This window comes from Segatella hominis (assembly GCF_019249725.2).
In the GTDB taxonomy this organism is placed as follows: Bacteria; Bacteroidota; Bacteroidia; order Bacteroidales; family Bacteroidaceae; genus Prevotella.
Genome location: NZ_CP137559.1, coordinates 2,126,853 through 2,141,160, shown reverse-complemented (window position 1 = coordinate 2,141,160; position 14,308 = coordinate 2,126,853). Strand labels below are relative to the sequence as shown.

The 14,308-nt window shown below is 41.3% G+C and carries 11 protein-coding genes and 2 pseudogenes; 9 read left to right on the top strand and 4 right to left on the bottom strand.

Features of this window, described 5'->3' with window-relative positions:
- Positions 1-110 precede the first annotated feature (110 nt).
- On the top strand, positions 111-2,144 hold the full coding sequence (mobV, locus tag KUA50_RS08880; protein WP_218458163.1) for a MobV family relaxase: 2,034 nt from the start codon (positions 111-113) through the stop codon (positions 2,142-2,144).
- 39 nt (positions 2,145-2,183) lie between these two features.
- Here mobV and KUA50_RS08875 read toward each other — a convergent pair.
- Positions 2,184-2,426, bottom strand: a pseudogene (locus KUA50_RS08875) (IS982 family transposase); the annotation flags it as partial.
- 182 nt (positions 2,427-2,608) lie between these two features.
- Between KUA50_RS08875 and KUA50_RS08870 the strand changes: the two are divergent.
- Entirely contained in the window at positions 2,609-4,462 is a 1,854-nt protein-coding gene (locus KUA50_RS08870) for a transglutaminase domain-containing protein (protein ID WP_117748686.1), read from the top strand.
- Positions 4,463-4,490: 28 nt separating this feature from the next.
- Positions 4,491-6,641, top strand: coding sequence for a hypothetical protein (locus KUA50_RS08865; protein ID WP_218458164.1), 2,151 nt, complete (start codon positions 4,491-4,493; stop codon positions 6,639-6,641).
- An 81-nt stretch (positions 6,642-6,722) separates the two neighbouring features.
- On the opposite strand, the gene KUA50_RS08860 is transcribed toward KUA50_RS08865, so the two are convergent.
- Positions 6,723-7,199 carry an InlB B-repeat-containing protein gene (locus KUA50_RS08860; protein WP_218458165.1) on the bottom strand — a complete coding sequence of 159 codons (477 nt, stop codon included), beginning with the start codon at positions 7,197-7,199 and terminating at the stop codon, positions 6,723-6,725.
- 21 nt (positions 7,200-7,220) lie between these two features.
- On the opposite strand from KUA50_RS08860, the gene KUA50_RS08855 reads away from it, so the two are divergent.
- The 4 genes and pseudogenes from KUA50_RS08855 (at position 7,221) to KUA50_RS08845 (ending at position 9,662) form a co-directional block, all read left to right on the top strand.
- Entirely contained in the window at positions 7,221-8,036 is an 816-nt protein-coding gene (locus tag KUA50_RS08855) for a hypothetical protein (protein ID WP_218458166.1), read from the top strand.
- Positions 8,037-8,056: 20 nt separating this feature from the next.
- Positions 8,057-8,299, top strand: a complete 243-nt coding sequence (locus KUA50_RS08850) for a S8 family serine peptidase (RefSeq protein WP_117747475.1) — start codon at positions 8,057-8,059, stop codon at positions 8,297-8,299.
- Between the two features lie 601 nt (positions 8,300-8,900).
- A pseudogene (locus tag KUA50_RS16885) lies at positions 8,901-8,963 on the top strand (hypothetical protein); the annotation flags it as partial.
- A gap of 39 nt (positions 8,964-9,002) precedes the next feature.
- On the top strand, positions 9,003-9,662 hold the full coding sequence (locus KUA50_RS08845) for a hypothetical protein (RefSeq protein ID WP_413777472.1): 660 nt from the start codon (positions 9,003-9,005) through the stop codon (positions 9,660-9,662).
- 309 nt (positions 9,663-9,971) lie between these two features.
- On the opposite strand, the gene KUA50_RS08840 is transcribed toward KUA50_RS08845, so the two are convergent.
- Together KUA50_RS08840 and KUA50_RS08835 are read right to left on the bottom strand one after the other, a co-directional pair.
- Positions 9,972-10,067, bottom strand: a complete 96-nt coding sequence (locus tag KUA50_RS08840; protein WP_218458238.1) for a smalltalk protein — start codon at positions 10,065-10,067, stop codon at positions 9,972-9,974.
- Positions 10,068-10,119: 52 nt separating this feature from the next.
- Positions 10,120-10,833, bottom strand: a complete 714-nt coding sequence (locus KUA50_RS08835; RefSeq protein WP_218458239.1) for an HU family DNA-binding protein — start codon at positions 10,831-10,833, stop codon at positions 10,120-10,122.
- 1,358 nt (positions 10,834-12,191) lie between these two features.
- Here KUA50_RS08835 and KUA50_RS08830 point away from each other — a divergent pair.
- Both KUA50_RS08830 and KUA50_RS08825 read left to right on the top strand, forming a co-directional pair.
- Complete coding sequence (locus KUA50_RS08830; RefSeq protein ID WP_218457783.1) at positions 12,192-13,568, top strand: hypothetical protein; 1,377 nt, start codon at positions 12,192-12,194, stop codon at positions 13,566-13,568.
- 157 nt (positions 13,569-13,725) lie between these two features.
- On the top strand, positions 13,726-14,307 hold the full coding sequence (locus KUA50_RS08825) for a type IV toxin-antitoxin system AbiEi family antitoxin domain-containing protein (RefSeq protein ID WP_134844144.1): 582 nt from the start codon (positions 13,726-13,728) through the stop codon (positions 14,305-14,307).
- The last annotated feature ends 1 nt before the right edge of the window (position 14,308 follow it).

The window sequence follows — 14,308 nt, the reverse complement described above, 5'->3', positions numbered from 1 at the left end:
TCACCTGCTGACGCTGTTCACTTAAAAAGTCCTTCTATTATGCTCAGGCTCCGCCCGAGACCTGTCTCCAATTATACAATAACTACGTTACAAGTTCAAATGAAATTCTTATGGAAAGAAACATACCACGTGCCGCCATCCATGTAGGCACAGACAAGAAATCGTTCTCGTCCCAAGTGGGCAACGAGGCGGAACGCAGAGGTTGGGACGAGAAACGTTACAAACTAAAAAACGCGGACATAGACAAGAACAACCATTATAACTACTCACGCAAGAGACTCAACTTTGAGATAGTCAAGGGCGAAAAGATAGTGCCTCTTGGTTCCCAGTCGGTGCCGTTGCATGAACGCTTGCAGCACAGACTTGATGAACTTGGCTTCAAGCCGTATATGGATGCCAAGCGTCCCCACCAAGTTTCAAGGAACAGTCCGAACTGCACTGTCGGCATCATCTTCAGTGGTGACCATGATGTGCTTAACAGGCTTGCCTTTGGTGAACAGAAACTCAACACATCAGATCCAAATGCTGACCACAGCAAAGTTGTATTGCAAAAAGGCATCTATGACTGGGCATTGGACACCTACCGCTTTGCATGTGAGAAATGGGGAGAAGAGAATGTCATCGGCTTTGATGTGCATTGTGACGAGACAAGCATCCATGCCCATGTGCAGACCGTGCCTGTTGAACAAGTAAAGAAACGTGGGCGCATCGGAAGCAAGTACATTCACAAGGATAATCCAGAAAAGGTTCTCTCTACCAAGGAATGGAGAGCACTTCCAAAAGAAGAACGTGACAACTACACAAAATCGGAAGCGGCAAAGGGTGTTGTTGAAAGGGTCTCTTATGCCAAAGTGTGGGGAGAGCGAGCAAAGGACAAATCACAATACCTTTCCCAACTTCATACCGACTATTACAACAAAGTTGGGCATAAGTATGGTTTGGCAAGAGGCTTCTCCTATGATGAACTTTCAGAGGAAGAGAAGCGAGGACGCAAGCATAAGAACAAGATGGTGCTTGAAGCTGAACGTCAGGCGAAAGTCGCTCTTGACAAAGTGGAGAAATATGCAGTGCTTGCCACAATCGACAAGAAGGAGCTGACCATTCCTTTACTCAACATCAAGGCTCCAGTTCAAGAAGCGATGAATGCCGTAAAGAAAGAACTTGCCATCCCTATTCCTGCACTTATAGGACAAAAGGCGTGGCGTGAGGAGCGTGTGGCAAATATCTACGCTGCAATCAAGGCTCTTGTAGCAGCCATTAATGCAGAACGTGACAAGCAGAATGAAGGTGTACGCAAGTCTGTTAACAAGACATACACTTACTATATGCAGAATCTCAATAAGCAGATAGAGGAGAACAAGTCGCTTCGTGCCGAGAATGATGCGCTAAAGACTGAAAACAACAAAGTCAAACAACGCATCTCTCAACTTGACGAGAAGGCTGTGGAGCGAGTGACTACTCAACTTGTCTGTGCGAAGGAAGAACTCGCCAGTGCCAAAAGTTATAATACTACACTTATGGAAATGTACAATGATTTGAAGGCTCGTTGGAATGCCATTTGGCAAGAGCCTGAAATGACAGACGCATGGAGACGAGTGGAAGCACGTAAGGAGAAAGACGCAAAAGAAAAGGCTCGGCAAGAAGCCGAAGCCAAACGTGAAAGCATGGCTCGGCAAAACAGATACATAGGAGTGCTTGACAAGTTCATCCATGAGGGACATGAAGCTTTAGCATCCTTTGCAAAAACAGAAAGAGTCAACTTCAACGAGAAAGAATCGGCTTCCATATACTATGGCATTATTGCATCTGCTGTAAAGCATAATATTGGATTAGACTCTAAAGCCTGTATAGATTCGGCAGCAAAGAGGTTCTTGTCTGATATGTCTTGGCATGGTATTACAGACTTCAAGCAAGAATGTATTACCAGTTGGACAAAACTATTCGCCACAAATGAAGTTCAATTCACAGACAACGCCATTGACAACTTTCTCACTTTTGTTGACCACATGTCATGCAGCGCAGACACATACGTTTCACTTGGTGGCTCAAATGGGTGCGCTGACCAACTTACAAATTGGGACGGAACACAAAAAGTGGGATTGGGAGCTGTTCAAAGAAAAAAGGAAAAAGGTTTCTCGCTATAGTTTAAGATAATGAGCATAAGAACTTACCTGTTGGCGGAATTAATTTAGTGCATACTTAATTCTGCCAATGGGCTTGTTGTTAATGAAGTTTACGTATTGCAGAATGGTAAGTGCACTAATTTTGCCAATGATTCTGGCAAACAAACCATTCGTTATTTTCGCATAGTTCCTGATTGCCAAGAACTGGTCTGTAAGTTGTGAGAATATTGTCTCAATCCTCTTTCTTGCCTTTGCAAACGGAATGAATGTCGGCTTCCAGTCCTTGTGGTTGAGCCGATACGGACACTATAGTCTTATGTGTGCGGTTTTAGGAAACTGTTAAATTGTTATATTGTAACGCTTGGGGGTGATGCCATGGACCAGTCCCCATGACATCAAAAAACAAAATAATTTCTTTTCTTATCCTTTGTTCTCGTTTTTTTCCTTATTTTTGCAAACAGAATAAATAAAAGAAGCAGAGTATAATGAAAATGAGAAAAATGCTCCAATACAGACTTGCTGATTTAGATAGTATGCTGGTATTGCTCTTCGCTTTTTTGCAACCCATCTCGGCTCAAAAAGCTGATGACAATGTGCATATATTGCAATGCAATGATAGATACGTCTTCAAAACTGATGACGCAGGTAAGACTATTGTTGTTAACACTACGGATTATGAGTATGGTGTAACCCAATATTCCGCTATAGTTCAACCATGTGCTTATTACGGAGAATTTATTCGTTTGGACAAGGCACAGTGTAAGGGGTATGCACAATACAAGTCAGCCATCCCTCGTAATGTCTTTTACGATGATACCAAGATTTGCTACTTTAGCTATCAGATTCCAAAGGTTGGCAAGACTCTGAAGGCTTCTTTTACTCGAACCTATCTCAATCCTATTTATTTCACAACTATTCCTTTGTGTGAAGCTAATTATGTAGAGCATAAGAAGATAGAGGTAATCAAGCCAAAAGCCTTCCAGCAGTTTCGGATAAAAGAATATAATCTTCCTGCTGGTATAGAAAAAAGTACTACATGTAATGCAGAGGGAGATTCCGTTTTTACTTATGTGATTCATTCCTTACCTGCACAGCTGATAGAACCTAATTCTCCATCTTGGGGATATAGTGCTCCTCATCTCTTGGTGTTGGGAGCATTCCAAAGTCTGCAAGATATGTTTGTCTGGTCTCATCAGTTGGCTAATGTGGATTGCTCTATTCCTAATCAAGAAGAAATACTAAGAGAGATACAGAAAGGGGCAAAAAACGATTATGACAAGATAGCCAATACTTACGCCTGGGTACAGCAGAATATCAGATATTTGGCTTTTGAGGCAGGCATTTCTGCCCATCAACCGGCAACACCTGCTGAAACTATTCGTAAGCGTTATGGTGATTGCAAGGCCATGGCTCTTTTGCTCAAAACCTTGCTCAAGGCTCAAGGCTTTGATGCTCGTCAAACGGATATAGGGACATGGGATGTACCTTATTCTTTGCAGGAAAATCCTTCTATTGCATCTATTGATCATGCGATATGTACGGTTTTCTATCAGGGAAAGCCATATTATCTGGATGCTACGAATCCATATATTCCTTTAGGCTATGTGCCAGACAATATACAAGGAAGGATGGCTTTGGTAGAAGACGCAGATAGCTTTCGTATGAATAAGTTACCTGAGCTGGCTGCTGATTCTTGCTTTTCTTCTATAACATATCAGGCAACCTTGGAATCTGGGGATGATGGAAACTATGATATAAAGGGAAAATTGTACTCTAAATGGAAGGGCGATATGAAGTCTTGGATACTAGTGGGGATTGACGCTACGGCACAAGATGAAAAAGAGAAGGCCTTGGTGGCAGCGATGGGGGGTGATGAACGATTGGATAAGATTGGGGATATTGTGATGACGGGAAATAGTCCTCGGGATGAGTCTTTGAATATCACTGCTTTTTTTATGAAAAAGGGAGCTGGGCAACTGGTTGACGGTAGTGTTTATTTAGATGCCAATCTCGATGAGAGCCTTTTTCTGACTCCAGTGGATACAACCAAACGGGTTTCCGATTATATGATAAGTATGAAAGTCAAAAATGTGCGTAAGGTCAGTCTCTCTATACCAAAAGGTATGCATGTGCAGGAACTCCCTGCTCCTTTTGCGTCGCATTCCCATTGGGCTGACTTGTCTTGTACGTTTTCCAAACAAGGCAATCGTGTCGTCATGAAAAAGGAATATGTTATCAAGAACAGGCGAGTAGCCTTGAAGGATATTCCGGCATGGAACAAAATGGTTTCCGAATGGAATGATGCCTGCAATCAGCAAGTAGTTATATTAACAAAATAAGTAATTGATATTTTAAAAGGTTGAGATTATGAAGAATGTAAGAATGGCGGGAGTTGCTTTCTTCTTATTGATGATGCAACTCGTATGTTTGTCGGTTAAGGCCGACAACAAGGCTGATTATCTCAAGTTGGCGCAAAAAGTACGCCAGGAAGTATGGGACAATACGCCTGTTGATTTCAAGAAACGTGCTGTGCCCGAGAAATTCAAGAAGGAATCGGCGGTGATTCTATCTTATTACAAGGAACTGAGTACCGATTACCATCGCAAGGCTACGACAGAGTTGTTTATCAGTGGAAGACTGACACGCCAGATAGATTGCGAGGATATGGAGCGTATGCTGATACAAATCAACGACAAGAAAGCCCTGAAGGACTATTCAGAATTCTCTTTTCTTACAAAATCGAAGAAATGGCAGGGCGGATATCATCATACGACCAATACCATCTTGGGAATTCGTGTGTTGAAGAAAGACGGCACGGTGCAGGTGGTGGATTTCGACGATTACGTAGATGTGAAGGAAGGTAAGAAAGGCAAGGAACTCAGTCAGAAGATTGCGGTGCCAGGTTTGGAGATTGGCGACTGTATTGATGTCTTTTCGTTAGACCAGATAGACACTCAGGAACAGCAGTTGGATCCGTTTGTATTTTTCTTGCGCCAAAGTGAGCCAGTGCTCTATAGCCGTATTCATTGTGTGTTAGATCAGAGTCTTGCCACAGTTTTTCGTTCCATGAATGGTGCTCCCGAGTTTAAGCAGACAACGGATAAGGACAAGAATGCCGTGCTCGACCTGACTATGGACCAGCCTGTGGATGCAGAACCTTCCGTATGGTACAATGCAACCGTTCAGTCGCCTTACATCATGATGTTTATTACTCCTACCAAGACCAAAACGGTCATCGTAGAGAAGGCCATGCGCCAGAAGGGTGTTCGTGCCAATCCGGATGTGGCACCTATTCTGCAGGATGACTGGAAACTGATGAAGACTTATGTGTCTAAGGGGGGATATTCTCCTGCTGGTCTTCCTAGTACGTATAAGAGCGTCTTCAAGTCTGCCAAAAAAGAGGGGATGTCTGCCGAGGAGAAAGCTGACCGTATTTATTCTTTTGAGTATATTAGTTGGGGATCTTCTCAGAGGGCTTTTAATAAAGTACCCAACTACTTGCGTAAGTTAGGAGTAGAATTGGAGATGGGCATCACGACACCTCTCGGAGCACTTCCAGTGGATCAGTTGATCAATTACAATTCCACCACTTGGTTCTTCCGTCTCAAGGGAACTAACTTGTATTATTTCCCTGGTACTTATCCTAAGGTTGCTTCCGAGATACCTTATATATATCAAGGAAGAAAGGCGTATATGCAAGATTCCGAGGAACAAATAACGATACCTGTGAGTCAAGCTGAAGACAATAAGTCGGTGACTGATATGGTGGTTAAACTTGATGGTACTAAACTTGATATCAGTAGGAAGGTAACTTATTCGGGTGAACAGAAAATGTACGGTCAGTCTTTGGTGAGTCCTGATAACACGCTTTTTGGTTCAAGCCAACTTGAAGCTTATTGGCGATATTTGAAATACGACGACAAAGATCCGTACTCTTGTTATACTAAGAAGGAATCTGCTGAATTAAAAGGAGCTTTCAATGAATTTCGGAAAAATGCCATAGATCCGTTTAAGGCTGAAATCAGTAGTTATCACGATGGTAATCCTGTGCAAGTCGGTGGCTATGGAGTAGATTGCGTGGGAATCCGTCGAGATAGTTCTAACTTTGTTTATCATGTAGATTATGTGATGGATGGAATGGTGAAACGCGCTGGAAATAACTATTTGTTGTCGGTAGGTAAGTTAATAGGAAGTTCGTTGAAAATAGAAGGCAAGGATCGAGAGCGTATCGATGATGTTTGGCGCAAGATGGCGTTTGCTGATGAATGGAATATAGAGATTCCGTTGCCGCAAGGATATAAGGTCTCTGCTGAAGCATTAAAGAAGATTGAGACTTCGGTGGCTAATGAGTGTGGAGAATTCACGGTTAAGGCTACCGCTGGAAATGAAAGTGTAAAAGTGTATGTGCGCAAATGTTTTGCTCATAGAGTGGAACCTGTCTCAAACTGGAGCAAACTGTTGGCTTTGGTTGACGCTTGTAGCGCTTTCGCTGATAAGCAGATGGTAATAGCGAAATGAATGTAAGTTTATTGAGTATATTTTTATACGCTAAAAGTGGGTGTTAAAGAGTCCCGCGGACGTGCCGCAGGACTCTGTGGTTCAGCCCTCCAATGAACCACTGGGATTCTGATCTCCAGTGTCGCTGTCCGACTTGAAGTAGGCAGTGAGGGTGGTGTTGGAATTGAGCGTTACGCTACGTGAGGCATTGGTGTTGCCATCGCTCCATCGGTTGAACTGGTAACCTTCGGCTGGCGAGGCGCTGATCTCCACCGACTGACCGGCAGGGCAGCGAACGGCACCGGTCACCGAACCACCGATAGAGGGATTGGCGATGAGCTTGACCTCAAACTTCCCATCGGTAGGGAGTACATCGGGAACAGCAGGAGCGACGGGAGCTACCGAACCGTTATCGTCGGGAGTGAGGAACACATCGGCGCTGCTGCCGTAGCTCTTGCAAGCCTTGGTGAACGCATCGTCCGTCTTGTATGCCGCCAACATGCTGTTGTTGTCGATGAGGTATTGGGTCGATACCTTGGTCTTGCCGTAGTCGTTGCGGCTGTGCACCCAGGCAAACACACCGTCACCGTCGTCTGCACCATGGGCGAAACTGCACCCGTCGATGGCGGGAAGGCGATACTCCTTCGTGAAGGGGTTCCTGTTAGAGAATATGACTGCGATGTAAGCTGGGATTGGAATCTCGGTTATGCAGGAATTGATTTTGGCGAAAACATAAATTTCGAGAATGGAGTGAGATACTCGATTCAATTGCCTGCGGGTAGTACAAGTGCCCTATATCGTACGGATATTGTAAATGAAGAAGCAATCGTCAACTTCATAGGCGGTTACACAGAGCCGGTGAAGCCAATCCAGTACACTTGGTGCAGTCTCTTTGACAACCATACCACGGATGTGCTTGGGGAAGTAAAATTCTATTATGACCGTCCGATTGCCCTTTCCGCAAATCCGATTATCAAGCTTAACATCGAGAATGAAAATCTCACAGTCAAGGAAGTTGTACCGACAATTTCGGAAGAAAATGGGGACTGGGTGTTGGCTGCGGATTTCGAGAACATTCCGCTTATCTCGGAAAAGGGATATACTATAATTATACCCGAAGGAACAATCGTTTCCAAAGAAGGAGATGTTGTTGTCAATCAACGCAATGTAATGGAGATTGGGAGCAGCAGTGGCATTGTTGAGATTGAGAACCGTGAAGTATCGATAAACTCAACAAATGGTGTCATATCAATAGGACAATTTTTTAAGGGATGTAATATAAAACTGTTCTCCCTTGATGGGACAATGATATACAACACAAAAACATCGGAAGGAAACGTCTCTATTTCTGTACCGACATTTGGAGTTTATCTTCTGTCCATAAATGGTAAAACGTATAAGATCGCAGTTAAGTAACTAAAGTTTCCCACCCCTAAATAAAGGGGTGGGAAACTTTAGTAATTACTGTTGGCGCACTTTGTTCAAATGGAAATATTTCTTATTTTTCTCAAACCGGAGATAAGCTAGATGTGGTTGCTCCTGGTGTTGATGTGTTGTCTACACTGCCTAATAACGAAACCGGCCTTAAGGATGGTACATCAATGGCCTGTCCACATGTAGCAGGTTTGGCGGCTCTCATTCTTGAACGAAATCCCCCGTCTTACCGTAACACAAGTTAATGACATCATAGAAAACAATACAAAGAAAGTTGGGCCAAATAAATATAATGAGACACGTAAAAACGGTACTTGGAATAGTTATTATGGTTATGGTCTCATCAATGCAGAACAAGCACTAATCAATACCCCAAGATAAACAATGCGAAGAATTAACAGCGATTTATGAATGTGTTCAGAACATATACAAATAAATATAAATCCATTGCGTTACTCGTTCTCATATTGCTAACGAGTAACACAATGGATGCTCAGACAATATATGATAAGAATCGTGCGATGTTTACTTATAGAATAAAAGGGGATGATTGGCAATCACATCCTTTGAGGGAGTAGTTTCAACCGTACCCCCTGAAATATCATTGGATAACTCTTGTTTGTCACATTATGGGTGCGGTTGAAACGCCCCATCCGATCACTATTCTGTAGTTTTTAATGTAATCGAAAGTTAAATACGTTAAATCTCACGCTTTTCGTATATACACAGAATCCATATTGCCACTTTTCTACCGTTTAGAGCGTATAACATTGATAATCAACTAATAATAGATACGGTACTTGTAGTGGCTTAACCTCTATCACCATCCCTTCATCTGTTACTTCGTTGGGTGATTTTTGCTTCCAAGGTTGCAGTGGTTTGATCTCTATCACCATCCCTTCATCTGTTACTTCATTGGGTGGGAATTGCTTCTTAAATTGTCAAAAATTGGAAACTGTATATTTTGAAGGTAAATATTGTAATTCACATTACGCAGGCTTAAAAATACCAACGACAAGTATAATTAAGGTTCCAACAGAATACCTACAGGGTTATAAAGATGCTTTTGGACCTAATTATAAATATATCTATGCTTGGAATCCAGGCGAAGCAGGAGAAGATAACAAGCCAGTTACTCAATGCTCTACACCATCTATCTCTTACGAATCAGGCAAATTGATGTTCGCTTGCGAAACAGCAGGAGCAAAGTATCATTATACAATAACTGATACAGATATTAAGTCTGATGCGCTGAGCGAAAATGGTGAAGTATCTCTTTCTGCAGCCTATAATATTTCAGTTTATGCTACAGCAGATGGATATACAGCATCTGATAAGGCGGAAGCTACGCTTTATTGGATTGATGCAAACTTGGATAATAGTACCAATATCAATATGGTTAAAACACGTGGCGTTGTGGCTTCTGCCCATGATGGTATCATCACCCTCTCTGGTCTTGATAATGGTGAAGTGGTGAAGTTCTATGCTACTGATGGCAAGTATCTCGGCTCTTCGGTTGCAGCGAATGGCTCAGCTTCTTTTGCCGTAAACGAATCATTAGTTATCGCCAAAGTAGGTAAGGATTCTATAAAGATTGCGGTGAAATAATAATAAAACAATTATATTGCATATAATTTTTCGTATACATGAGGATTGATGGGGTGAGTCGTGAGACTGGACCCCATCTTTTGTATATATAAATAGGTGTTATAGCCATTTTTAGTAATACCTTCAATGATATTGACCAGAAATAACCATGACCAATGACCACTGTTCTAAAAAGTGATTATTCCGTTCATGTCATAAACAATGAAAGCCCCCAGCTATCTCAGCTGAGGGCTTGCTTTATGAAAACATACTATTAATTTAAACAGTTGAAAACTTTATTATGATTTGCTTGAACGCAATATTTTTCCTTTATCCCACACAACTCGTTATTCCGAGCGTGGTTGCAATTGCCGTTAAGAAACTGATGGCGATTTGAAGAATGGTCTTCCAAGTGTCTGCTTTCATTTTACTCATATTGATTCAATTTTAAAGGTTAAACTTACTTTTACTTATTGGGCTACTTCAATTCGTAGTCACCATCGCCGTCCTGTCCAGTGTCGCCTTTATTGTCGCCGCTTGGGTTGGAACCGGTGCCTTGGCTGGTGCCGCCGCTCTGCTCGGTGTTACCTCCTGCAGGAGTGCCGCCGCTTGGATTAGAGCCACCGCCATCAGAACCGTCGTCAGGAGTAGTTGGAGTGTTGAGGTCCACGTTGGCCTTGCCTGCTTTGATGGCCTTGATGACTGCAGCCTGAGCACTGCGGCTGGCTACGAGGTTGAACTCGGCATCGGCAAGGAGGTTCTTGAACTCAGCGCCTGGCTCCCAAAGAACCTTTACGTCGGTGATGTTCTGAGCGGTGAACTTGTCGGCATCTTCAGCGCCCTTGGATGAGAGGAGGATGGAGAAATCACCGAGATCGCCGAGGCGGATTTTCTTGCCTTCGAGGAGCTGCTCTCTCATGCAATCCACGGTCATGTAGAGGATGGCGGAGATGTCTGCGCGAGAATAGACGCTGCCGTGGCTGGAGATGTGCTTGGCAAACTTCTCGATGGTCATCACATCAGAATACTGAGATACGGCGAAGGCATTTTTCTTCTCGGTCTTCACCAGGTTGAGGTCGGCCTGGTCGGGGTTCTTGCCCTCTTTCTTAGCCTGGTTGATACGTGATTTAGCCTGATTGATTTCAAGGAGGTTACTGTTCACTGAGCGCATGGTAATGCTGTAGTTAATCATACTTTGTGTGTGTTTAGATGGTTGATATTTCAATTCCCCAGAAGCCCCGTTTCTTGTCCTTCTTTGGGTCGTTATTGATGTCTGGCGCCTTACATCAATCGAGACTCAAATGTGTCGTCTGTAAAGACCGACTTTCGGTGCAAGAGAAGCTTTCTTTCGATTGCTGGTGCAAAGGTACAACAATTTGGAGTTGAAAACAAATTTTTCCGCTACAGATTTTTTAGGGGTGTCTGTAAGTGTCTGACTGATAGTGCTTTACAATGATATTTCGGAAATCAATTGCTGCATTTTGATAGAATTGGAAGAAAATGAAGGAAGCGGCTCAGGATTTTAGAAAAGCGGTCATAAAGGTCAATGTCATTGTTGGTCAAAATCCTTCGGGGGATGGGTCAAAAAGCCTATAGTATAATATAAATATATATTTATATTATACTATAGAAAAAATGACCAATACTTCTTATAAATTGACCAACTATGACATTGACCTTTTTGACCAGAATGCTACTTAATAGGAGAATCATTTTTAATTGTTATGATTGTTTATGTTGTTGACTATCAATAAGTTATGTAATCTAATCTATTTTGCTTGCGACACATTTATAAGTGCAATAAAGATAAAATATACTAACAATCAGCATCTGTCTCTATTGTCTTCGCGGCCTAATTCTGTAAAATATTCAGCCCAAAACTGCAAATGGAGGGCTTTTTCTTGTCTCTAAAATGGATGTTTTGCCATCAAAATTGGACTTCTTATACCCCAAAAATAGCTATTTTCTGCTTTTACGTTAAAAAAAATAATAAAATTCGATATTATATAAAAGATTTATTATCTTTGCCAAAAGATATGAAATACGGAACATTTTAGATGCTGATAAACATATAGAGTGAATTAGAATTACCCCCAAGTGGCGGAGTTAAGTACTTTATTATGAGTGACTTATAAATCCTAACTCATGGGAGTTGAATCAACCATAGGCAGTAATACGTAAATTAGAGAGGGGACAATTATTGTGTATTTATACTATGATAAGAAATCCCTATTTATGGAGCGTTTTTCGGCTTATTCTTTCACTTAAGAGCTCAAAACTGCGGATTTTTTCACTAAAAACCCTTATTTTTAAGCTCAAATATATAGGTTTTCGGTAGCGAAATCGTGATGTATAGTAAAATTGTCGAACAAAAATAAATATATTGAAGAAAAAGAAGTAGAAAATATCACATAATATGATATAGACGCTTAACTGCACTTCTCAATATTCGGAACCCAGCAACTCCAGAAGATAATCAGCAAGGTATCAAGAATATTGGTACTTCAAGGATACCTTCGCCTTTCTTTTTAATAATTAAAAACTAACCAAATGCAAAACACGAATGAAGAAACAAGTGAAGAAAGCTTCAATCTTCTGCTGAAAATTAACTCTGCAGAAGATCTTCTATTAACAGATGAGGATACTGGCGAACAAGTCTATGCCCCCATTAATGAGAATGATGTTGTCATTTATAAGAGAGAGACGGATCATTTATTTAATGAGATTAATCATGCTATCAGTGAAATCAAATATTATTCTGAAAAGCACATTCACATTGATTACCTCTTTTGTATATATCAGACTTTGTCTATAGAAATGGCTGATTACCTGAATTTAGTGCATACGCTCCACAAGAAAATGTATATCTCTATCTATAAAAATTATAGTGAGGATATTTTATTCATTTATAGAGAGAAATTAGAACGTGTATTGGGTAAATTTGAGTATCTTGTCTGCCAGCCTATAGATACGGATCCAACCTATTTCTATCAATTCCCAAATGAGAACGATCTCAGAGTTCTGGCAGGAAATAATGCTAAGCTTATTACCTATGATATTATACAGCTTTGTCCAAAAGAAATGGTATCATCTGGATTAAAGCTATTATTGGATAATGTGCTTACCTACATCGACCAGATAAAACATACCATATCTGCTTTATCACATTTGGAGGATTTTCGCTCGGAACATGAAAAGGCAATTATCTACCATTATATCAAGAAGCAATATGATGATAATAATCTTCCCCAACATATAGAAAGAGTTGTTAAGAGAAGAAATAAATACTTTGATGTGAGAAGATTGGATGCTAATAAGGTTAGTCTTAGCTCCAAAATGGATGAGACGGTAGATAAATACAACCAAAATCCTCTTTGCCTCATGTGGTATGAAAATTATTTCATTGATGACTCTCCTGAAGAACTGCTTGCGAGCGGGCTTTGTCAGAAACAGGCTTTACCTGATGATTTCAACAAACTATTTATGTTTCAGGGAGAATTTGAGAATCTTAGAAACGCGATTGCTAAAGCAGATGAATTTGAGAGACTTGGTGATTCCTTCTTTGCCAACTGGGTGGATCCTGTGAAGTTGGAGAATAAATTGAAGTATTGGATTAAGGGCAATATTGATACGCAGCAGAAATGGTATATAGTATGGTGTATGATGAAATATACTTTCCATATCATCAAAGACGATCAGGACAAGAAAGATTTCGAGAAGAGAATGAACCTGATGTTTCCAGATGCAGAAAAGAAATGTGTGGTGGAGTCGTTCCGCAAGCAGGAAACGCAGAAGAACCACAACCGCCATTTTTCGGAGTGGCTTGAAGGCTCCGATCCCGATTATCATACCGCCCAGGATCTGTATTATAAGCTGGCGAAGATGGAGGATTATAAGAGAAGTATTGGTGTTGATATTGGAAAGTAGAGAGGAAGATTTAGAGATAATTATCGTCCCTGGGTATAAAACAAGGATAATGCTGGTAATATTCTACGGCGTTTTTGAAAATATTCCGTAGAATATTACCGCTTTTCAAAAAAAATATTGTATTTTTGCAGCGAAATGATATTAATATAAATGTGATATGGACAATATAGTTTGTAAAGTGGAAGCACTAGGAGGCACAATCTCTACTACTGATATTCCTCATATGGCAGAGTATAAGCGATTGTTGAGAGCTAAGGAACGTGGCGACTTGATCAAGTTGCGCCAGGGTATTTATGCTGTTCCAGAAGCCCTGCTGAATACAATGATAGATGTGGAGCGGATTGTCCCTAAAGGTATTGTGTGTCTATACAATGCCTGGGCTTATCATCAGCTTTCGACAACTGTTCCACCAGCTTTTTGCATTGCCATCGCCAATAAAAGGAAAGTAGAGATTCCTGAAACGCTTCCGATAGAATTGTATTATTGGAAGAAGGAGAATCTGGAGTTTGGCATTATGGAAGCAGAAATATCCGGTTTCCATGTTCGCATTACCGACTTGGAGCGAAGTGTTTGTGATGCAGTGAAATACAGAAACAAATTGGGGCTGGATGTTTGTGCGGAAGTGATTCGTTCTTATCTGAGAAAGCCCAATCGCAATCTCACTCGTTTGCAGGATTACGCCAAACGCCTCAGGGTATTCAATACATTGAAAAATTATCTTGAAATAGCAATAGAATAAG

Coding starts and splice junctions, on each gene's coding strand:
- KUA50_RS08835 (WP_218458239.1), bottom strand. CDS start 10,833: ATGATTAACTACAGCATTACCATGCGCTCAGTGAACAGTAACCTCCTT.
- KUA50_RS08840 (WP_218458238.1), bottom strand. CDS start 10,067: ATGAAAGCAGACACTTGGAAGACCATTCTTCAAATCGCCATCAGTTTC.
- mobV (WP_218458163.1), top strand. CDS start 111: ATGGAAAGAAACATACCACGTGCCGCCATCCATGTAGGCACAGACAAG.
- KUA50_RS08825 (WP_134844144.1), top strand. CDS start 13,726: ATGGACAATATAGTTTGTAAAGTGGAAGCACTAGGAGGCACAATCTCT.
- KUA50_RS08830 (WP_218457783.1), top strand. CDS start 12,192: ATGCAAAACACGAATGAAGAAACAAGTGAAGAAAGCTTCAATCTTCTG.
- KUA50_RS08865 (WP_218458164.1), top strand. CDS start 4,491: ATGAAGAATGTAAGAATGGCGGGAGTTGCTTTCTTCTTATTGATGATG.
- KUA50_RS08855 (WP_218458166.1), top strand. CDS start 7,221: ATGGGCGAAACTGCACCCGTCGATGGCGGGAAGGCGATACTCCTTCGT.
- KUA50_RS08870 (WP_117748686.1), top strand. CDS start 2,609: ATGAAAATGAGAAAAATGCTCCAATACAGACTTGCTGATTTAGATAGT.